This is a genomic window from Guptibacillus hwajinpoensis, from assembly GCF_005144865.1.
Lineage (GTDB): Bacteria > Bacillota > Bacilli > Bacillales > Guptibacillaceae > Guptibacillus > Guptibacillus hwajinpoensis_A.
This window is the reverse complement of the sequence record NZ_SWFM01000003.1, coordinates 221,471-242,721: the sequence shown is the minus strand read 5'-3', so window position 1 is coordinate 242,721 and position 21,251 is coordinate 221,471. Positions and strand designations below refer to the sequence as shown.

Here is a 21,251-nt window from a genome sequence, read left to right as displayed (position 1 = left end):
TATTTTCCTATTGGAAGAAAGTACTTATTGATAAGAGAACGTATATTCGGGTAAAATACGGGTATATATAAAAGAGAACAAATGTTCCGTTGCGATTTTCATGGAAGGGGTGATGCAGGTGGATTATTCTAAATTTCCAAAGAAAACAATTCTGTGTGTTGATATGAAGAGTTTTTATGCAAGCTGCTCAGCAGTAGAGATGGGGCTAGATCCGCTCACATGTTATCTAGCTGTTGTAGGTGATACAGAGCGCCAGGGGAGTGTTGTATTGGCAGCTTCGCCGGCGTTAAAGAAAGAATTTGGTATTCGAACAGGAAGCAGATTATTTGAAATTCCAAATGATAAGAGGATTCATATTGTTAATGCGCGGATGTCCTCCTATTTAAAACAGTCGATGGAAATTACGAGGCTTTTTCATCGCTATGTCCCATCAGAATGCATTCATACGTATAGTGTGGATGAATCATTTCTACAAATTGACGGAACTGAGCGTCTCTTTGGCGACCGATTTGAGGTAGCACAGATGATAAAAGATGAAATTAGTGAGACATTCGGATTGCCGTGCGCAATTGGGATTGGACCGAACCTTTTAATGGCGAAGCTTTGCCTCGATCTTGAAGCAAAGAAGAAAGGAATTGCGGAATGGACCTACGAGGATATTCCTGAGAAGCTATGGCCACTTTCCCCGCTTAGTCAAATGTGGGGGATTGGATCACGCGTTGAGCGAACGTTAAATCGTATGGGCATTATGAACGTTAAACAGCTCGCACATTACCCATTACATCTTTTGGAGGAGAAGTTTGGGGTTATGGGAAATCAGCTCTACCACCATGCCTGGGGAATTGATCTTTCTGAGATGGGTGCTCCAATTATGCAGGGTCAAATCAGCTTCGGAAAGAGTCAAATATTGCTGCGTGATTATCATGACCAGAAAGAAATTAAGCACGTCATTCTCGAAATGAGTGAAGAAGTTGCAAGGCGTGCAAGAAGAGCAGGAAAAGCCGGGCGTACAATTAGCCTTGGCATTGGTTACAGTAAGGAAGAAGGTGGAGGGGGCTTTCATCGTTCAAGAAGCATTGATAGTGCGACATCGATTACGCTTGAAGTGTATGAGGTGTGTCTGCAATTATTTGAAGTCTTTTATGAAAAGAAAACAGTTCGCAAAATTTCAATTACCCTTTCTAACATTTGTGATGACGAAGAAGTGCAACTTGATTTATTCAACACGAAGCGTCCGAAACAGCGTGATCTTGGCTATGTAATGGATTCGATCAGAGATAAATACGGGTCGTCTGCACTGCTACGTGCTGTTTCATATACTAAAGCGGGAACGGCGCTGCATAGAAGCAAGCTTGTTGGTGGTCACAAAGCATAGAAAGGAGATGATGGCATATGATTCGTGATCGTGGCAATATTAAATGGACATCAATGATGTTACCTGAACACGTGAAAGAATTGCGGGATTGGAAGGCAGAAGAACGAAGAAAGAGTAAGCCAGTACTGGATGAACAGAAGATGGAAGAAATGAATGAAATCATTTGTGAAGCAATGGAATTTCACTACCCTCTCTATTTTCACTATTTCGAAAATGGTGAAACCAAAATTCTTTATGGGTATGTCCATTATCTGGACCAGTTAAGCAGAGAGTTACGTATTCTTGATCAAAATGAGAGAAAAAGAAAGGTTGCCTTATCTGATCTAATTCACATAGAAACAGAATGAAGAAATCGGGAACACTTCTTTGAGAGGGAAAAGTTTTTCAGTTGAAGATTGGGGTAAAATACGTATAAAGTGAAACGCTATGAATGGGTTTCTGCCCCTTGAGCGTTCATGAAACCAATACCCCCTTAAAGGTGGACAGTCCGGAGTGAGATGAAAGATGTTAGCGGCTAAGAACCTTAAACAAAACAAAGAAAATATCAAAGGAATCGACATTCATTATGAATATTACAAGAACAATGATGCGGTTGATCGACCGGTATTAACACTTCTCCATGGTTTTCTATCTTCTAGTTTCAGCTATCGAAGACTGATTCCACTACTTACAAAGGCCTATACTGTTGTGGCAATTGATCTTCCTCCATTCGGAAGAAGCGAGAAGTCCAATCGCTTTGTACATTTGTATCACAATTATGCTGAAGTGGTTGTTGAACTGCTCGAAAGATTATCGATTGAGCAGACGGTTATAATTGGTCATTCCATGGGAGGCCAGGTTGCGATGAGAGCATCAGCTATGAAAGAGGATCTGGTAAGTAAGAATATATTACTCTGCAGTTCAGGATACCTTGAGAAAGCAAAACAGAGTCTTGTGTATACGTCTTATCTACCCTTTTTCTCTGTCTATTTGAAGAGATGGCTTTATCGTAAAGGGGTGAAAGGGAACTTAATTAATTGTGTCTATGATCCAACGCTTATCGATGAAGAAATGATGGATGGCTATATTCAACCGTTCTTCAACGAAGGTATTTTTCGTTCTCTTGTAAGAATGATTCGTGATCGTGAGGGAGATCTTTCATCAGACGAATTGAAACAAATTTATACCCCAAGCCTGCTCATATGGGGAGAGAATGATCGAGTAGTGCCGCTAAAGGTTGGCAAGCGTCTTAGTAATGATTTGCCGAACGCTGAATTAATCGTCTACGAAAAAACAGGCCACCTTTTGCCTGAAGAGCGTCCGAGTTTAATTATGAGGGATATAGAGCGCTTCATTCAGGTATAATGATGACAGAAAGAGGAGCTTCAAGAAAGGAAGAAGGTTAATGAACATCATTCAACAAAATAAAGACGCTGAATACATGCGTTTCGCTTTATGGTGGCTTGTGTCAATCGCAACGTTGAAGAAGTTATCTAGGATCGAGATGAAGAAAATGGAAGTGAAAGAAAGCTTGAAATCAAATAGGCACATCATGTAAACTCCTTTTATGATAAGGGAGTTTATTTTGTTGCGGTTATTCGTAGTTGACTCATCAGAATAATGCGTGATAAAGTGAAGCTTCAATAAACAGGAGGCTACTCCTCTTGAAAGGGAGAACCTTGCATAACTGCATATTTCTTATTAAGAGAAGTGGAGGGATCTGGCCCAACGAAGCTTCAGCAACCTCTGATTATCAGAAAGGTGCTGCTTCCAGCAAGAGTAATCTTGAGAGATAAGAGTGAACGTCCTCTTCTCTTGAAGTGGGCTTTTTTTAGTTGGCTGTTTTCGTAGACTTTGTTGCTATAAACCGGTTGGTTTCCGCTCCAATCGACTTTGAAGTGTGAATTATTTATACAAAACCCCATTCAAAAACAACAATCTTTTAGAAAAGAGCCTTTTAGTTTAACTAGAATAGAAGAAGGAGATCACAATAATGGAGAACCAAATAAAAGGGAATGGCATGGCGCTACTTCCTCTCGCCGTATTTATTATACTTTTTATTGGAACAGCAATCGTAACAAATGATTTCTATAGTATGCCAGTTATTCTAGCGTCATTAATTTCGGCAGGTGTAGCACTCTCAATGAACAGAAAAGAAAGCTTCATGAAGAAGGTGGAGATCTTCTGTAAAGGGGCAGGGAATTCCAATATTATCTTAATGATACTTGTCTTTTTGTTAGCCGGAGCCTTTGCTGCTACAGCTGAGAAAATTGGTGCGGTTGACTCAATTGTTAATCTAGGGATTTCCATTCTCCCACCCAACCTCTTAATCGTTGGCTTATTTCTGATTGGTTGTTTTATTTCAATTTCGATGGGTACGTCGATGGGTACAATTGTCGCGCTTGCGCCAATTGGAATCGGGATTGCAGATCAAACAGGTGTCGCTCCCGCCCTTGCGTTATCAGCGGTAATTGGTGGTGCAATGTTTGGTGATAACCTTTCGATGATTTCAGATACAACAATTGCAGCGGTACGAACGCAAAACACACAAATGAAGGATAAGTTTAAAGTTAACTTCTTTATCGTGTTACCCGCAGCTATTGTAACTGCAGTCATTTATGGTATTTGGACAATGGGTGAGCAAGCTGTCGTTAGTGGGGAGCATGCTTTTGAATTCATTACAATTCTTCCTTATCTAGGCGTTCTAGTAGCTGCGATTGCGGGCGTTAACGTTCTCGTTGTGCTTGTTAGTGGTATCTTTTTTGCAGGGATTGTAGGGCTTTACAACGGTGCATTTGGGATGAGTGGGCTTGTTTCCACTGTAACGGAAGGGATTAAAGGCATGGAAGACCTTGCTATGATTGCGCTTGTTATTGGTGGCATGATTGAAGTAATTAAACATAATGGTGGTATTCAGTTTGTACTCGATCGAATTCTGAGTCGAGTGAAATCTCGCAGAGGTGCTGAGTTCGGTATTGCAGGACTCGCAAGTGTTCTCGATTTATCGACAGCAAATAACACAATTTCTATTATCATGGGTGGCCCCCTTGCAAAAAACATTTCGGAAGAATACGGCGTTGATCCTCGGAAATCAGCGAGTATTCTAGATATCTTTGCAGGTAGTGTTCAAGGAATGCTACCGTACGGTGCTCAGGTGCTTGCGGCCGCAGGTTTAGCATCCATATCACCGCTTGCGCTTCTTCCATATTCGATCTATCCAATATTAATTGCTGTTGCTGGAATTGTAGCCATTATGATTAATTATCCATCATTTGAGAGAAAAGAAGCAAAGGAATAAATTAGCATAGAAAAGACAGTCAGCTCACTTAAAGCCGACTGTCTTTTTTTATCCCTCAATTTGTTTTTGAAGATGAACAATGCGTTGAGGAAGAATGTACAAGTACTCAATTAAGGAATCTAGTAGGTCAATAATAAGGTTTGCTGTTTCTTCACTAGTTGCTTTCTCTAGACAAAGCAAGTGATTCAAGTTGCTTCCTTTCCCAAGGAGCTGTCCTAACTTCACGATAGGTTCTTCTAAATCAATTTGCTTTGCGAGCGTCTCAAGTTGTTTAGAAAGAGGTTGTCCTAGTTCATTATCTGATAGAAAGCTTCCAGTAATGCTCTCAAGAACTCGATTTGCCATGACGGCCGTAGCGGTCCAATCCTTCATATTATGTACATTTACAGCGGAGCGGTAAACCCGTTCAAGGTCATCAGGAAGTCGTGCAGTGCTCGCTAGTCTGCCCAGTGGTTCGCGTGTAAATGATGTTTGATGAACGAATAGCTCTACTTCTTCTCCCTGGTCGTTATGTGAGGTTTTAATTAAGATGAATAGGACTGCTTCTTTACAAACGGAGCAGCGGGATAGAGTTGAGAACACGGCCTGATTAATTTGATAATCAAACTTCAATTGAAAAGAGGCGTCGTTCCCACATTCAGGACATTCTGTGTTAGCGGATTTTGGAAGCTTTGTTTGCCCGTATTTTACAACTGAATTGATTGTTGTCTGTTGTATCTTTCTCATCAAATACCCCCTGGAATGATTTTGAGCTGCCTGTTGTGAAACATGATGAAATCGTTGAAGCTCATAGATGGATTTATTAGTTGGAATTATTGGAAAATTACATTATCAACTTATAATATTCGTCCCCTTTGGGAATATAAGGGGGTTAAATAGTGTCTACTGATCACCCCTTCTATGAAATAAAACAAAAGTCCTTATCACCCATCAAGAAAATAGTACCAAAATTGTGAATAAATTGACAGGGTGGGGTGCGAATTCTAAACTAAAGATTAATGGATAAAGGAGGTAAAGTTATGCAAGGACGTCTTTTTTGGAATCAGTTATGGAATGAGCACCATCGAGCAAAAGAGCTTTTAACATTCGCTTCTTCAAACACAAGTGGAATCCCTTCTCAAACGTCACAAAAAAATACTGGAATAAAGCAATCCGGACCAGATCCGGTTTATGATAGGCGGAAATTGACAGGTCTACTTCTCGGGCCAACGCTGTTTCTTTGTCTAATGATCTTTTTTCACCCGTCAGGACTCTCAGATGCTGGATTAGCTATTCTAGCAAGTACAGTATGGATTGCAACTTGGTGGATTACAGAAGCGATTCCAATTCCAGCGACATCACTATTACCACTTGTTCTATTTCCACTAACCGGTGGTCTTGAGGGCGATTTAACCGCTTCTGCTTATGGAGATAATACGATCTTTTTATTTATGGGTGGTTTTTTGATTGCGCTTTCAATGCAGAAGTGGGATCTACATAAACGGATTGCACTTGTTATTATATCAGCTATCGGAACAAGTACAGAGAGAATCGTACTTGGATTTATGGTCGCAACGGGATTTCTTTCCATGTGGATTTCGAATACAGCTACATCAATGATGATGGTACCAATTGGACTTGCTGTCATTTATCAAGTTTCTGAACAGCTTGATATGGATACAGACGAGGGAGCGCCACGCTTTAATTTCGGCAAAGCCATTATGCTTGGGATCGCTTATAGTGCTTCGATTGGTGGACTTGCAACGCTTATTGGTACACCGCCGAACACGATCTTTGCAGCTGTTGTGAACGAGCTGTATGGAATTGAAATATCATTCGCAAGATGGATGATGTTTGGCGTTCCGTTAATGTTGATCCTCCTGATCGGATGCTGGTATTATCTTGTGAAAATGGCGTTTCCTATGAAAATAAAAGAACTTCCTGGAGGCAAAGAAGTTATTACAAAGGAAAGAAGAGACCTCGGATCGATGTCAGTTGAAGAAAAAGTGATTCTTGCCGTTTTCTCGCTTACAGCGCTGGCATGGATTAGCCGTTCATTCGTACTAAGTGAGATTAATCCAAACATCAATGATACGGTGATTGCGATGACAGCTGCTCTTATTCTATTTCTAGTACCAGCACCTTCAAAGAAAGGAGCGTTTCTACTAGATTGGCAGACTGCGAAAGGGCTTCCGTGGGGCATTCTGCTTCTATTCGGAGCTGGTCTTGCAATTGCCTCAGGATTTCAGGAATCAGGACTTGCGCAATGGATCGGGGACCAGTTAACGATTCTAGCAGGCATTCACCTTTTCGTTATCTTGCTCCTAGTCACAATGCTCGTTATTTTCTTAACAGAAATTACATCAAATACAGCAACTGCAACGATGATGTTTCCGATAATGGCTTCCCTTTCATCAGCGATTTCGGTTCACCCTTATGCATTAATGATTGGAGCTGGAATTGCAGCAAGCTGCGCCTTTATGCTTCCTGTTGCAACGCCTCCGAACGCAGTCGTCTTTGGCTCAGGCTATTTGAAAATTCCTGATATGGCAAAAGCAGGATTCTGGCTAAATGTAACCTCAATCGTTATCATTACATTTGCAATCTATTTCTATATGCCAATCGTATGGGGGATTGATCTGACTCAATTTCCTGATGCTTTAAAATAAAAAACAGTAAGTAGACAAAAAGGGTGCTGATTCTTATGACCGATCTACCGGTTAACAACAAACCATACACATCAAAAGATTCCGGTTTCTGGCGTGCAGCGATTAGTCTTGGTTGTGGCGCCTTACTCATTTTCTCAGCACTATATGCTTTTCAGCCATTGCTTCCCGTCTTTGCAGCTGAATTCAAGCTTACGGCCACAACGTCTAGCTTACTCATGTCAACACCGGTGATGACCATGATTCCAGGGCTTCTTGTTCTTGGATTTATCTCAGACAGATATGGAAGAACAGCTGTCATGAAGATTTCACTCTTGTTCGTCGTCACGACAATACTCGCTATGCCGTTTGCAGAGTCTTTTCTATTATTAATTGTGATTCGATGCATCGAAGGATTTTTTCTTGCTGGTATTCCTGCAGCAGCCATGGGTTATCTTGCAGATGAAGTAGATCCATCAAGTTTGGGACTTGCAACAAGTATCTATATTGCGAGTAATGCAATGGGAGGGCTTGGTGGACGAGTTGCAACCGGGTATCTGACGGATTTGTACAGCTGGGAGGTAAGTTTCCTTGTGCTAGCAGCCTTTGCGGTGGTTGCTACTCTTTGCTTTTTCTGGCTGCTTCCTGCTTCTCGCTTTTTCAAAGGAGGAAGTGGAGGTGTTATGAAGGATATTAGGGGAATGCTCGTCCACTTGACAGACCGAAGATTGCTCTCGCTATTTACCGTTGGGTTCCTCATTCAAGTCATCTTCACAGGTATATGGACATACCTTCCTTTCTACTTAGAGCAGGAACCGTTTTCTCTTTCGTTGAAATGGATTTCACTCACTTATTTTGCTTATATACTTGGTGTGATTTCCCCGCCAGTAGCTGGAAGACTTTCGTTTAATATTGGGCTACGACGTACGATGATGGCTGGGTTATTTATTCTTGCTGGAGGTGCGGCACTCACGCTCTATCATGGTTTTACACTCGTCATTATAGGGTTATGTGTGGTTTGCGCAGGCTTTTTCATTGCTCACTCTATGGCTTCTGCGTCTGTTGCAAGTACAGCAGAGCACCATAAGAGCGGTGCTTCAAGCTTCTATCTTATTAGTTATTATGCAGGGGTAGCTGCTGGCAGTTCAGGGGTAGGTATTCTATGGGACCGTTTAGGCTGGGGTGGCGTCATTAGCTTACTCATTCTCATTGTGCCGATGCTTATGCTATTTACAAGCAAACGAGTTTCGAAACGATATAGCCGTCATGCACTAGAGGAGGGGATGAAATGAAGATACGAGAAGCTGTAGCTGGTGATGAAGAAGGAATGGGTTTACTTTAATCTGATATGGGCTATCCGGCATCTGTTTCACAGCTTAAAGGAAGGTTAAAGCCCATTATGAATACCAGCTCTTATGTCACACTTGTTACTGAAGAAAACGGAACGCTCATTAGTATGCTAGGCATGCATTTTGAACGTTCTTATGTTTCGGACATAGTGGTTGCGAGAATCATTACAATGGTAACAGCATCGGACTACAGACAAAGAGGAATCGGAAGAACCCTACTTAAGGAAGCAGAAAAACGAGCGGTTGAAGCAGGGGCGACACTTGTTGTTCTAAATAGTGGTAATCGTGACGAGCGCAAGGCTGCTCACAACTTCTACGAAAGCTGCGGTTTTCAAGCGAAGTCAACAGGCTTTTACAAAACAATTGGTTAACAAAAAAATCCTCACAATCCTATTGCATGGATTGTGAGGATTTTCTTATTGTCGCGTAAATCCTTCTTCGTCGAGGTATTGAACAGCTTCATTTTTGGATGGGAATGTGCCGTCAAGAATATCTCCAGCGTAAACATTCCATAACTCTAGCTCAGGCTCATACATGAGCTCAAGAGTTTGGTTTTCATCATTCATCCAGAATTCTGATTCAATATCTGATCCTGGAAGTACTGAAAGAGAGTGAATGGATTCGCCGATGATTTTACGAAGCTCGTTGCTTGAGAAATCACGGATATTGACCATGCCTCTCTCATCCAATGGATAACCTTCAATAAGGTCACCAAATACATAGCCGTTGCCATTTGGGTGAAGATGATATACAACGTTTTTCTTATCTATAACTGCTTCTTCGTAATGGAAATTAACACGACCAAGCGAAACATCTTTCCGCGTAAGTTCAGGGAATGATGCTTCAATAATTTCTAATTTTTCTTCAAAAGTTAGCATAATGCCTCCATGTGCTTCAATAGTCTTTCTGTACAGTTTAAACAGGAACACTCCTATTCAAACGTGCCGCACCTTATCTTATCACGGGTTCTCACAAAATTGTATGCTTTCTCTGCAGTTCATGAAGAAAATCATCAATTTGAGCTTTGTTCTTTAATAAAATCACGGTTTTGTTTTGTCCCGTCTGTTGAAATTGTTCAAATCTCTTTTGCATTTTATCTTTTCGTGGATAATAAGTTGTCCAGATGAATTTAAGAAATGATAATTCCATTTTCTCATTGCACCCTTCTCCCATGTCAGGTCTTGTTTGACCAAAATGAGTTACCCAACGTTTCAGAACCCGATAAAGACAAACAAGTCTTGGGACTTCTAGATAAATAATTGTGTCGGCACGGTTAGAACGGATGTCATATGAATTGCTATAATTCCCTTCAATAATCCAGATTGGGGATGTAACGATCTCTTCCTGAGAAGAACGAAACTCCTCAATAGACGCTTCTTTCCAACCAGGTTTCCAGAATAGCGCATCAAGATGATGCACATCAATTTGAATGAGCTCTCCAAGCTTCCTCGCAAAAGTTGACTTGCCTGCACCAGCTGAAATACCCATCACCATAATCCGTTTCATAGGAACCCCCTCGTAACTAGTATTCTTCAAAAGTTTACCAGAAAGATTAGAAAGTGTGTTCAATAAGAATTGGAATAGATGTAACTTTCCTATTAAGGTAGAATAAAAAGAAGTGAATTTCAATAAAAAGGTAGGTTATATAGATGACTTTACAAGAAGTTGTTCAGACAGCTAGAGAGCTTGTGTTGTCCACATTTCCTAGTTGTGAAGCAGCATTCCTTGCAGGAAGCGTAGTAAGAGGAGAAGCAACGAAGACGTCAGATCTTGATATTGTTGTGTTTGATTTGTCTGTTTCTACTTCGTATCGCGAGAGCTTCATTTATAAGGGCTGGCCGGTCGAGTGGTATGTACATAATCTAGAAAGCTACCAATTCTTCTACGAAGATGACTGCAAACGAGCTAGGCCCTCATTGCCTAAAATGGTTTCTGAAGGTATCCTCCTTCAGGACACTGGGAGCGGAGTTCGGTTACAAGAAGAAGCAAAGTCCCTTCTCCTAAAAGGGCCAGAAAAGTGGGGAGAAGAAACGATCGTAATGAAGCGTTATTTCCTTACAGACGTTCTGGATGATTTCATCGGAGCTACGAATCGAGGAGAGGAATTATTCTGTGCAGCTACACTTGCTGAGCAGCTTCACGAGTTTGTCCTCAGAACAAACAATCAGTGGATCGGATCGTCTAAATGGATTGTCCTTGCCCTTAAGGAGTATGACCCAAAATTTGCAGAAGAGTTCGTTAAAGTTTTCGACCACTATTATGGAACGAGAGAAAAGGAAGCTGTGATTTTGCTTGTTGATCGAGTGCTCGCTCCTTTTGGTGGACGTCTATTCGAAGGATTTTCGCTTGGAAAAAAGTAAGGAAGCTTAATATAAAAGGTAAAAGCTTTAGTTTCATAATTGGCAAATACGTAGATTAAGAACGTAAAATCAATAGTTCGATAGTTTCACGTTCAAGATGATATGCTACTTGATCATACATTCGTGTGTTATTCTCAACTTATAAGGATTAGTGGAGAGGGAGGGATCATGTTGAAAAAGATAAAGGGTATGCTCACCTTCCTTTTTTTGATAGGTATTGGTGTCGTTGTACTAACGATAGCAAATGACTACACTCCATCTTCAGGTTTGTTCAAGAGAGAAGAGGTCCCACCACCAAACAGCCTCCATTCTACCGTTAATGAAGCAAAAAATACGTTAATCACTAAATCTGCTGAAAAAGGAATTGAAGTCGTTATAACGGATGGCCATCGAACTGAACAGGAGCAGAATGAACTCTACGAACGTGGACGCACAAAAGCAGGGTTGGTAGTGACAAACGTAGAGGGTGGTGAATCCTATCATAACTATGGATTAGCCATTGATTTTGCGCTGAAATTAGATGATGGAGATGTCGTCTGGGACATGAAACGTGATGATAATGCGAATGGAAAAGCGGATTGGATGGAAGTGGTTTCGATTGCGAAAGACTTGGGATTCCAATGGGGTGGAGATTGGACAAGCTTTAAAGATTATCCTCATCTTCAAATGAATTTTGGTTTAACTATACGAGAATTGAAGTATGGGGAAAGACCTGATAGTGGGGAATATGCTACTAAATAAAAAAACAAAAAATAATTTAAAAAAGAGGTTTATCTATTTATATACGGGGTAAATTTAAACTAACATAATTTTCCCCCTTTTAACCGTCCGATTAATCGGGCGTTTTTTTTTTTGGAATTGATACAGTATGAAGCAAAAGTTCTGGGAATACTGGTAAGAATTAATAGTGAAAGCTATTTATCTCTTATGTTACCTTGAAATAGGACAAATTTTTAGGAGGTAGATTATAAGTGTTTAAGAAAATTACGATGTTAGGCATCGCAGCTTTTTGCGTTCTATCATTTTCATTGCCAACACAAAGCTCTGCCCAGGATCAAACGCATACCGTCCAAAAGGGCGAATCAATATATAAGATTGCTATGAAATACGGTGTACCTGCAAAGCAAGTACAAGCCATTAATAATAAAAACAATGATGAGATTAACCCTGGGGAAGAATTGAAGCTTCCCATTGTACCGAGCGAATATGAGAAAGATCTTCTTAGTCGACTCGTTGAAGCTGAAGCAAAAGGAGAAAGCTATGCAGGTAAAGTTGCTGTAGCTACTGTTGTGCTAAACCGAGTAGAAAGTGATATCTTCCCTGATTCTTTACATGGTGTTATCCATGATGGAATTCAATTCTCACCTGTTCTAAATGGAACGATTAAACAACCAGCTAGCGCAGAATCTGTGAAAGCAGTGCAAGAAGCACTTGCCTATCAAGGCTATGACAGAGAATCACTTTATTTCTATAACCCAGACAAGGCACAAAGCAGTTATCTTAGCAGCAAGGAAGTTACTACTGAAATTGGCAATCATGTGTTTTTAAGATAAATGTCAAAGGCAAGCACTCTGTAAAGGGTGCTTGCCTTTTTAATTGACTCGGAGATAAGGATAAGTCATTGCAATAATGTTTGAAATTTGAAATAATTTCTAATATAAAATAAACCCCTAGTTTGTATACATGTTAATGAAAATGTATTGAAAGTTGAGGTGAATGCGAGTGACTAAGGATAAAAAGATAGAAACGTTCGATGAATTGTTCCGTTATTTAATAGATGAACAGATGTTCAATGGGAGTGTCATAGTGAGTGAGAACGGGAGCCCAATATACACAAAGGTTTCTGGTGTAGGGCAGCGTGGTGAAAGTAGCCAGTTAAATAATCAGTCGTCTTTTGATACCGCTTCCATCTCGAAAACATTTACATCTATGGCAATCATGATGTTAAAAGAGCAACAAAAGTTACGTGTTGACGATGCCATCGAGAAGTATCTAGCGGATCTTCCCTATAAAGGAATAACCATTAGAAATCTTCTAACTCATACATCTGGCATACCTGATTATATCGAGTGGTTTGAAGAGTACTGGGATCGAAATAAGATTGCAACGAATCAAGATATTATAGAACTGTTTTTAAAAGGAGAGAAACCAGAACTACTTTCAAAGCCAAATGAGAAGTGGCACTATAGCAACACAGGTTATATACTGCTTGCTGAACTAATTGAAAAGGTATCTGGATTATCTTATGAAGAATATCTTCAACGGAATATTTTTGATCCGCTAGGAATGGAGTCAACGCGTCCATTATCTCGAAGAATGGAGAAGGAAATCAACAGTATCGTGGATGGTTACATATATGATCGCATAAATCATAAATACTTCATTCCAGATACAATTGATGAACATAGCTATGTTTATTTTCTTGATGGTGTGCGTGGAGATGGGGTAATTAACACGACTGCAGAAGATTTAGTGAAATGGGATCAAGGACTTTACTCAGATGAGTTAGTTAGCGAAGAAACGAAGATGGAAGCTTTTAAGTCAGCTGAACTAAATGATGACACAAAGCTTGGATATGGAGCAGGTTTACATCCGGATGCAGAAGCAGGGTATGGGTTTGGTTGGTCCATTGAGGAAAATGAAACCTCAGGAAAAATCCTAGCTCATGGTGGGTACTGTGCTGGTTTTCACTCGTTCATAATTCGTTACGTAGACTCTAATAAGTCTATTATTTATCTGAGTAATATAGATTATCTAGATTTTAATGAGAATAAGATTCATCACGATATTGTACTTGAGTTAGAGAATATTCTTTTTGATAGAGAAATTAGACTTCCAATATTTCCTTCATTAACGAATAGTACGGAAGAAATAAAGATGAACTAAATGTTCAGGTTAGAATGAGAACTCATTAAAGCAACTATGGCAGGTGGTTTAAATGTCAGTTAAAGTAGAGCAATTCCCTTTCCCATTTACAGAAGATCGTTATGCTTATTCGAATAATTCCTCCCTTCTAAAACCGGCTCGATCTATTACGATAACAGATCATTATTTAAAGGAAATTCAATTAAAGAGAGAACTTTTACAAGCAAACCATAAGAGGTGCTTTCGCTCGTTACCAATTTCCCTAGAATCACAGTGGGAAGCTATGAGACGGATTTTCGCTGAATTAGCTCAAAGCGAATCTGAACATTTTTCGCTCGAAAAGCGTGGAAACGAATATAGATTCCAAAACCATTTATTAGGGGAAGAAGAAAGGTTTACATATCGCGATTCTTCTTCTATAGAACTCCAACCTCTAGATATCGCAGGGCGACATGTACAAGAAGATCTAATTATCATGGGTGACCGACATGATGGACTCTTTCTAGAAGCGGGTCAATTATGCTTCCCTTCCAATTGGTCGTTGACGTTTGTGCTAGGTATGGAATTTAAGTCTATTCACACCCCTGTGCCAGGTATTGATCAAAACGACTTTATAAGTAAAGTAGAGCGATTTATTTCAAGAATACGTCTGAACGAAGCGTGGGAAAGAAAGAATTGGTCGATGACCATTTCAAATATGCTTGATACTCCGCTTGAGACGTATGCAAACTGGGGAAAGCTACGACTCAAGGTTACGGATAAGAACGTCGGAGAAATGGTTCATTTACGAGTCGAAGTTCAGCGCTTATTGAGGTTACCAATGACAAACGATATCCTTTTTTCAATTCACACCTACTTATTATCACTTAATGACTTAATCCAGAATGATCTTTGGCTGAAGAGGTTGTACACTACAATTCAATTCCTTTCTGATGATATAGCGGAATACAAAGGTATAGCTCTATATAAAAACGAACTTATACAGTTTCTAGAGAAAACTCTGAATGAAAAAGGTCTCTCTTTATGACCGAATTTCGAATCGATAACATAAGTCATGTTGTTATCTTCACGACTCAAAGTTATCTCTCTCAAGCGAATGATAGTGCTCGTAAACAAACGAAAGTGGGACATAAATGTGAAGTAGTTATCATGCCCAACACCATTGATGAAGCTCGGCAGATCCTTACTCGTCAACCGCTAGGAAGTGGTGTACTCATATATGGAGAAGAAGACAGTTCACAGGTTATCGAACATCTAGCACTTTCCGCTGGTTTCTCCAAGCATGAGATTTGGATAAATAAAAGTTCCGTAGATAACATGCGAGGATTTTGTTCTCAGTGCCACCTAATCAATGAAATCAGTAGTTTTGAGTTTTTCGAGTGTGAAAACTGTCACATTAAACTACAACCATCAAATCATTACTCAACTTACCATAGAGCTTATCTTGCGTATCCCGTAATCAATTGACGAGAAATAAAGAGTGTATTCCATGTATAAGGGTGAGGTATAATGGATGACTTTTATGAAGTAAAAGTCCGAAAAGTTGAGCAACTAACAGCTGATATAAAAAGGTATACGTTTATATCGGAGCGAACTGAACTTCCTTCTTTTGGAGCAGGATCGCATATTACCCTCCACCTTCCTATGGGTAATCGGCAATACTCCCTGATTAATAATCCTTTAGATATGGAAAATGAATATGTGATTGCAGTTAAGAAAATCGGTCAACAAGAAGGCGGTTCTTCTTATCTGCATGAAAAGATCAATGAAGGAGATGTAGTGAAGGTATCACCTCCACATAATTATTTTCCGTTACGATTAGAGGCAAAGCACCACGTCTTCTTTGCAGCGGGAATAGGCATTACGCCATTTCTGTCAATGATGGCATACTTAAAAAGTTTAGGAGAATCATTTGAACTTCATTACGCTCCATCAAGCGAGGACGATTGCCCATTTTATAACGAGATGAATGAAATGTATCCGAATCAGATCATTTATTACTTTATGGCGAGAGACAGCAAAAAAAAGAAGTTAAAAGAAACACTAAAGAACTTGAAAGTAGGTGCTCATATCTATACATGTGGGCCTCAATCCTTTATGGATTTCATAGTAGATTATTGCAGGGAACTTGGTTATCCGAAAAAATATATTCATGAAGAACGATTTAAACCGGCAAAAGTAATTGAAAATCCTCAACCATTTGAAGTGACGATCGAGAATAAGAAAAAAAAGGTCCTAGTTCAAGAAGACCAAAGCTTATTAGACGCTTTACACAAAGCTGAAATACCATTAGCATTCGCCTGCCGAAGGGGAATTTGCGGCACATGCGAAGTAAAGGTTTGTAATGGAGAAGTACTACATAACGATGCTTTTCTAACAGATGATGAAAAAAGGGATAAAATGCTGGCGTGCGTTTCGCGAGGAATAGATCATATCTCTATAGCGGTGGATTGATGTGATTTGAAACAAAGGGGATTTATAAGTAACCATTAAATGAGCTTTCTAATTGAATAAGAACTTTTACTTTAAAGGTGGAATTATGTGAAATTCGCAAAGTATATTTTTTTGTCATTGATGCTGATTATGCTATTTGGATGTAACAATACGGTTGAAACGGAAGAATCTATAAATAATAGCGTATCCGCAATTTCTTCCAAGACTGAAGAGAAGGAGCCACCGGTCAATGTTGATAAGAAGGTAATACAAAACATTGATTGGGAAGTATCCGAAACATTCAATTCTGGCAGTTATGTAATGAGAGGGGTACCTGACAAAGTCGGATTTATTGATGAGCCATTTATTAAGAGCAGTGGTAAAAAGTATATGTGGCATTTCTGGGGCGCCATACCAGAGGGAGATTTAAAGGTATTAGCTATTAAAAAAGGGAGTAATGAAATTGTTCCTGCACTAATTGACCCATCTGCTGAAGATGTACACTATGTTTGGACTTATGATTCTCCTGCTGGACCAATCAATGGTGCTGATGCTTCTTTGCCTTCTAATATGCAGTTAAATAAGAAAGGGAAATGGGCACTATTAGTTTACATTGGTGATAAGTATTTTGACAAAATAGTAGTTGAAGTTAATTAAACTAATAATAGGAATGAACGAAGTAACAAAACTATAAAAGAAAATGGGAGAATATGATTTAGAATGAAAACAATAGAAAATCCATCTATAAAACTAAAATTTTCATTAGATCGAGCAGATTACGAAGATATAGTAATTTTAAGAGAATGCTGCCTTGAAAAAGAAAATATAACACTAAAACTAGAACTTGATTACAAATTAAGTAAATCTCTTAATGAGAGTATAGGTAAAGATAAGATTAATGAATTTATGTTTTATGATGGAAGAAAGCTTATAGGCTATATGGGGATCTGTCAATTTGGTTCAGAAACAATAGAAGTAAATGGGATGGTTCATCCTGAATTTAGGGAAATGGGAGTCTTCAGACGTTTGTTTTCATTAGTGAAAGATGAGTGGAACAAAAGAGAATCGCAACATATGCTTTTGTTATCTGACCGCAAATCTACATCTGGAATAGAATTTATTAAGAGTACGGGAGCTCATTACGAAAACTCAGAATATGAGATGTTTTTGATAGGTGAAGCGAGGGGAGCCACCGCTTTGAAAAACTTGAATCTTAGGAAGGCTCTTAATAGAGATGCAAAAGAAATTGCAAGACAAAATGCAATATACTTTCAAGTGAATTCGTCGGAGGAAGATTTAACACTGCCTGAGGAAGAATCAAAGCACGGAATGGATACTTTTCTGGCTGAAATAAATCAAACTATAATAGGTAAAGTTCATATGGAAGTTCAGAATGGTGTAGGTGGAATTTATGGATTAGGAGTCCTTCCAGAATATCGAGGGAAAGGTTATGGCAGAGATATTCTGATGAAAGCTGTAGAGAAATTAAAAGAGAAACAAGTTCAACAGATAATGCTTCAAGTTGCTGTAAAGAACAGCAACGCTTTAAACCTTTACCAATCCTGTGGTTTCAAAGAGACTTCTACAATGGATTATTTTAAACTAACAAAGAATTCATTTACTTACTAAAATATTGTAACAAAATATGATTAATTGATCTTCATCAATAGTGGTGGTTGCTTAAGAAAAGTAAGCGCTCAATTTAGGTAGGTTATTACTGACGGAAGAAAATAATAAAAAAGCATGAATCGGACTAGATATCGATTCATGCTTTTTGTTATTTATTATCTTGTCGCTTCGTACACATCAACTAAGCCGTTACCATAATAGAAAGAATCGCCAAGTGGTTTGGCTGTATCATTAAGCTTTTGACGAACTTCTACGTTTGATAAGCTAGGGTTGCCTGCCAAGATAAGCGCAGCTGCTCCAGCAACGTGAGGAGAAGCCATAGACGTCCCGTTGTAGCTAGCGTAGCTATTACCAGGAACGGAGCTTAGAATGTTAACGCCAGGAGCCATTACTTCAAGCTCAGATCCAACACTTGAGAACGATGCACGTTTGTTGTTGGAATCTACTGCACCGACTGCCATCGCAGAATCATATTTTGCAGGGTATCCGATCGTGTTGAAGCCGAAGAATGTACCTTCGTTACCAGCTGCCGCAACAACTAACACACCTGAGTTGTAAGCATTATCAACCGCGTTTTTAAGTGCAGTTGAACCAGAGCTGCCGCCCAAACTCATGTTGATAACATCCATATTGTTGTCTACTGACCACTCGATTCCTTGGATGATGCCACTGTAAGTTCCGCTACCAGAGCTATCTAGTACTTTTACAGCGTAAAGACTAGCAGATTGTGCCACACCTAAGACACCAACATTATTATTTAGTCCAGCAACTGTACCTGCAACGTGCGTACCATGGCTATGGCCATCATTGTATGGATCAGGCTCACCTGAAACGAAGCTTGCACCGCCAGTAACGTTAAGGTCTTCGTGGCTAGCGTCGATTCCTGTATCTAGAACTGCAACTTTAACACCAGAACCAGTATTTCCAGTCGCATGAACTTGATCTGCTTTGATGTGAGGGATGCCCCACGGTGTTGTTTGTCCGATCGCATGTGCCACTTGATCTTCTTCTACATACGACACATTAGGGTTCTTCTTAAGAGCTTTTGCCGCTGGTTCAGGCAAGGAAACGAGCATCGTATCCATGAATTTAAACTGATGCTTAACCTGTCCACCTAATTTCTGTATGTTGTTAATCTGAGCTTGTTGAATGTTTGTTTTAAAACCAACGAGGAAGTTTTTCGGTCCTTTGTCCGCCGGTGCTGCAGATGCAGAAGGTGAAGAGAATCCAGCCAATAACGATAGAACGAGAACCATGCTGAGAATAATACTGAGTCTTCTTAAAGTAGTTTTCATTTCTTTTCCTCCATTCATGTTTTATAACAATCAAACTATGTGCTCGTGGTGCTCTGATCCCGGGCCCGGATATGTATGTCAGAAAAGTTCGACTATTACTAATTTTATGGTAACACGAACCATAAATTTATAATATTGGGAAATGTATGGTTTTGGATGAAGGTTAACGAGTTAAGAAGTACAGCATTTTCCCAATAAACAATCTCTAAAAATAGTGTTATTATAAAAGGTTTGAGTGTAATTGAAGAAAATTATAAGATTGGTGTTTAGTTTTGAAATTCCTTCCATTTAGAGTGGTTGTGTTATGACTCATAGGATTTATTAACAGCAGCTTATGTTTTCGAAGCTGGATATACTCTTTGTTCAATCAATCCAACTGTTACAGTGGCATCAAAAATATTAATCTACTAACATTTTGATAGGTGTGTACATTATCAAATACTAATCTGATTTAACAATCAGGGAGCTTATCTGTAACAAGATAGGCTCCCTTTAAAGTGAAATAACGGATTAAGCTTTTGAAGAGGAATAACATTTTATTTGCTGATAATGACTAAGAGGTGAATGCAATGCTACAATCTTAGTGGGCTTATGGTTTGGTTTGACAGCCCCAAAATCGTTAACAGTGTTATTACATGCTTTAAACCTGTTTAAGGTATCGGAAGTACTGAGATAAGTATCCTTATTATCACACCATTTGTTGCTTTCATTGGATGGATATAGAGGGTTTTTAAATAAATGAAAGGTCATTTTATTATGTGACAGCAGTAAAAATGGCAAAAAACATTTTGCAATTAGCTCTTTTAAGTTATAAGTAAAATAAAAAAATAGATTTTATAACAATATAGGGGGAATCACTATGGTAACGAAGCCAAAGGCTATTTTCTTAGATATGGATGGTACGATTTTGAATCACTATAATAAGGTAAGTAGATTAACGAAACAAATTATTGATGAATTACGAGATAAGGGAATATACGTTTTTATCGCAACAGGCAGAGCTGTGGATGAAATAAACGAGCTTGTACCTGCTGGGTTTCAAGTGGATGGGATCATCTCTTCAAACGGTATGGCTGGGTATGATGGGGAAAAGGTCATATTTGAGCATTCACTTGCTCTTGAATTGGTTGAAAAAATTATCGAAAAAGCGAGAGAACATAAAGTTTATTATGAACTCTTCCCATATGGAGCAGACCGTATAGCTTTAAAACAAGATCGTATATTTATTGAACAAGAAATTAGAAATCCAAAGCCAGAGAGTGTTGGGCTTAATGAATGGCTTTCACGTCAACAAGCAATTAAAGAAGAAATCGACTGGAAAGATCAGATCGAAGAAAATAAGTTTTCCAAATTCTATTTCTTCGCAAGAACGAAAGAACATATCAATCGATGGAAAGATGAGCTAGAAAATATAAAGCAAGACATCGATTTTACTACCTCAATATCTTCTGATCATAATGTCGAAGTGATGGTAGCAGATGTGAACAAAGCCACTGGTATCAAGGAAATGTTACGATATTTTAATTTGTCTGAGGAAGAAACATTAGCTATTGGTGATAGTAACAACGATTTACCAATGTTTCAGTTTGTTGATTATGCAGTAGCAATGAAAAATGCATCGGACCAAGTAAAAGAAATCGTCGACGATGTGACGGAATTTACATGTGATGATGACGGCGTCTATCATTATTTAAAGTCGACAATAGTGGCAGAGACTATAAAAAACACATGATCAATTAAATAATGACTTTGGCTAAAACAATGAAAAGCTAATCTGATATCTCTATTCTATTAAATGGAGCTTATCATTAATTAGATAGGTTCCATTCAGTTGAAATAAATAACTTGGTAAATTGTACTGATTTGAATATTCGTAATAACTGGAATTTCAAATGTTTTTACTGCGATCGTTTTGAAAGGCTCTTTTCTAAAAGATTTTTGCTTTTAAAAGAAGTTTGTATAAAGAACCACACTTAGCTAATTGGAGCAAGGATGCTCGACTCCTGCGGGACTAGCGGGACAGGTGAGACCCCACAGGCGCACT

At 39.1% G+C, this 21,251-nt stretch carries 22 protein-coding genes and 1 riboswitch; of the genes, 18 read left to right on the top strand and 4 right to left on the bottom strand.

What is annotated here, in order from left to right:
- Nucleotides 1-112: 112 nt before the first annotated feature.
- The 5 genes from FBF83_RS12105 (at nucleotide 113) to FBF83_RS12090 (ending at nucleotide 4,652) form a co-directional block, all read left to right on the top strand.
- Nucleotides 113-1,375 carry a DNA polymerase thumb domain-containing protein gene (locus FBF83_RS12105; protein WP_136947420.1) on the top strand — a complete coding sequence of 421 codons (1,263 nt, stop codon included), beginning with the start codon at nucleotides 113-115 and terminating at the stop codon, nucleotides 1,373-1,375.
- Between the two features lie 17 nt (nucleotides 1,376-1,392).
- On the top strand, nucleotides 1,393-1,722 hold the full coding sequence (locus tag FBF83_RS12100) for a YolD-like family protein (protein WP_136947419.1): 330 nt from the start codon (nucleotides 1,393-1,395) through the stop codon (nucleotides 1,720-1,722).
- 157 nt (nucleotides 1,723-1,879) lie between these two features.
- Nucleotides 1,880-2,719 carry an alpha/beta fold hydrolase gene (locus tag FBF83_RS12095; RefSeq protein ID WP_136947418.1) on the top strand — a complete coding sequence of 280 codons (840 nt, stop codon included), beginning with the start codon at nucleotides 1,880-1,882 and terminating at the stop codon, nucleotides 2,717-2,719.
- Between the two features lie 40 nt (nucleotides 2,720-2,759).
- Nucleotides 2,760-2,912 carry a hypothetical protein gene (locus FBF83_RS20905; protein ID WP_169525416.1) on the top strand — a complete coding sequence of 51 codons (153 nt, stop codon included), beginning with the start codon at nucleotides 2,760-2,762 and terminating at the stop codon, nucleotides 2,910-2,912.
- A gap of 137 nt (nucleotides 2,913-3,049) precedes the next feature.
- Nucleotides 3,050-3,153: riboswitch (SAM riboswitch) on the top strand.
- Between the two features lie 194 nt (nucleotides 3,154-3,347).
- Nucleotides 3,348-4,652 (top strand): Na+/H+ antiporter NhaC family protein, encoded by a 1,305-nt coding sequence (locus tag FBF83_RS12090; RefSeq protein WP_136947417.1) that lies wholly within the window; start codon nucleotides 3,348-3,350, stop codon nucleotides 4,650-4,652.
- Nucleotides 4,653-4,700: 48 nt separating this feature from the next.
- Here the strand turns inward: FBF83_RS12090 and FBF83_RS12085 are convergent, their stop codons facing one another.
- A complete protein-coding gene (locus tag FBF83_RS12085) occupies nucleotides 4,701-5,378 on the bottom strand; it encodes a hypothetical protein (protein ID WP_136947416.1) in 678 nt (225 codons plus the stop codon).
- Between the two features lie 293 nt (nucleotides 5,379-5,671).
- Between FBF83_RS12085 and FBF83_RS12080 the strand changes: the two genes are divergently transcribed.
- The 3 genes from FBF83_RS12080 (at nucleotide 5,672) to FBF83_RS12070 (ending at nucleotide 8,996) form a co-directional block, all read left to right on the top strand.
- Nucleotides 5,672-7,300, top strand: a complete 1,629-nt coding sequence (locus tag FBF83_RS12080) for an SLC13 family permease (RefSeq protein WP_136947415.1) — start codon at nucleotides 5,672-5,674, stop codon at nucleotides 7,298-7,300.
- 35 nt (nucleotides 7,301-7,335) lie between these two features.
- Nucleotides 7,336-8,568: an MFS transporter gene (locus tag FBF83_RS12075; protein WP_136947414.1), complete on the top strand. Its 1,233-nt coding sequence runs from the start codon at nucleotides 7,336-7,338 to the stop codon at nucleotides 8,566-8,568.
- Nucleotides 8,569-8,675: 107 nt separating this feature from the next.
- Entirely contained in the window at nucleotides 8,676-8,996 is a 321-nt protein-coding gene (locus tag FBF83_RS12070; protein WP_205665321.1) for a GNAT family N-acetyltransferase, read from the top strand.
- A 45-nt stretch (nucleotides 8,997-9,041) separates the two neighbouring features.
- Here the strand turns inward: FBF83_RS12070 and FBF83_RS12065 are convergent, their stop codons facing one another.
- Nucleotides 9,042-9,503: a hypothetical protein gene (locus FBF83_RS12065; RefSeq protein WP_136947412.1), complete on the bottom strand. Its 462-nt coding sequence runs from the start codon at nucleotides 9,501-9,503 to the stop codon at nucleotides 9,042-9,044.
- Between the two features lie 91 nt (nucleotides 9,504-9,594).
- On the bottom strand, nucleotides 9,595-10,131 hold the full coding sequence (locus FBF83_RS12060) for a topology modulation protein (protein WP_136947411.1): 537 nt from the start codon (nucleotides 10,129-10,131) through the stop codon (nucleotides 9,595-9,597).
- Between the two features lie 143 nt (nucleotides 10,132-10,274).
- Between FBF83_RS12060 and FBF83_RS12055 the strand changes: the two genes are divergently transcribed.
- From FBF83_RS12055 to FBF83_RS12015, 9 genes are all read left to right on the top strand, one after another.
- Nucleotides 10,275-10,985 carry a nucleotidyltransferase domain-containing protein gene (locus tag FBF83_RS12055; protein WP_136947410.1) on the top strand — a complete coding sequence of 237 codons (711 nt, stop codon included), beginning with the start codon at nucleotides 10,275-10,277 and terminating at the stop codon, nucleotides 10,983-10,985.
- Nucleotides 10,986-11,153: 168 nt separating this feature from the next.
- On the top strand, nucleotides 11,154-11,726 hold the full coding sequence (locus tag FBF83_RS12050) for a M15 family metallopeptidase (protein ID WP_420875131.1): 573 nt from the start codon (nucleotides 11,154-11,156) through the stop codon (nucleotides 11,724-11,726).
- Between the two features lie 230 nt (nucleotides 11,727-11,956).
- Nucleotides 11,957-12,538 (top strand): cell wall hydrolase, encoded by a 582-nt coding sequence (locus FBF83_RS12045; protein ID WP_136947409.1) that lies wholly within the window; start codon nucleotides 11,957-11,959, stop codon nucleotides 12,536-12,538.
- 169 nt (nucleotides 12,539-12,707) lie between these two features.
- The gene (locus tag FBF83_RS12040; protein WP_169525414.1) at nucleotides 12,708-13,871 is read left to right on the top strand and encodes a serine hydrolase domain-containing protein; all 1,164 of its coding nucleotides are present in this window, start codon (nucleotides 12,708-12,710) and stop codon (nucleotides 13,869-13,871) included.
- A 52-nt stretch (nucleotides 13,872-13,923) separates the two neighbouring features.
- Nucleotides 13,924-14,877 (top strand): heme-dependent oxidative N-demethylase family protein, encoded by a 954-nt coding sequence (locus FBF83_RS12035; protein ID WP_136947407.1) that lies wholly within the window; start codon nucleotides 13,924-13,926, stop codon nucleotides 14,875-14,877.
- Nucleotides 14,874-15,317 carry a hypothetical protein gene (locus tag FBF83_RS12030; RefSeq protein WP_136947406.1) on the top strand — a complete coding sequence of 148 codons (444 nt, stop codon included), beginning with the start codon at nucleotides 14,874-14,876 and terminating at the stop codon, nucleotides 15,315-15,317. Before FBF83_RS12035 ends, FBF83_RS12030 begins: the two co-directional genes overlap by 4 nt.
- A 42-nt stretch (nucleotides 15,318-15,359) precedes the next feature.
- Nucleotides 15,360-16,304, top strand: a complete 945-nt coding sequence (locus tag FBF83_RS12025) for a PDR/VanB family oxidoreductase (protein WP_136947405.1) — start codon at nucleotides 15,360-15,362, stop codon at nucleotides 16,302-16,304.
- Between the two features lie 87 nt (nucleotides 16,305-16,391).
- A complete protein-coding gene (locus tag FBF83_RS12020; RefSeq protein WP_136947404.1) occupies nucleotides 16,392-16,940 on the top strand; it encodes a DUF4871 domain-containing protein in 549 nt (182 codons plus the stop codon).
- 63 nt (nucleotides 16,941-17,003) lie between these two features.
- The gene (locus FBF83_RS12015; protein WP_136947403.1) at nucleotides 17,004-17,912 is read left to right on the top strand and encodes a GNAT family N-acetyltransferase; all 909 of its coding nucleotides are present in this window, start codon (nucleotides 17,004-17,006) and stop codon (nucleotides 17,910-17,912) included.
- 155 nt (nucleotides 17,913-18,067) lie between these two features.
- Here the strand turns inward: FBF83_RS12015 and FBF83_RS12010 are convergent, their stop codons facing one another.
- Nucleotides 18,068-19,207, bottom strand: a complete 1,140-nt coding sequence (locus FBF83_RS12010) for a S8 family peptidase (RefSeq protein ID WP_136947402.1) — start codon at nucleotides 19,205-19,207, stop codon at nucleotides 18,068-18,070.
- Nucleotides 19,208-20,066: 859 nt separating this feature from the next.
- On the opposite strand from FBF83_RS12010, the gene FBF83_RS12005 reads away from it, so the two are divergent.
- Nucleotides 20,067-20,939 carry an HAD family hydrolase gene (locus tag FBF83_RS12005; protein WP_136947401.1) on the top strand — a complete coding sequence of 291 codons (873 nt, stop codon included), beginning with the start codon at nucleotides 20,067-20,069 and terminating at the stop codon, nucleotides 20,937-20,939.
- Nucleotides 20,940-21,251 lie beyond the last annotated feature (312 nt).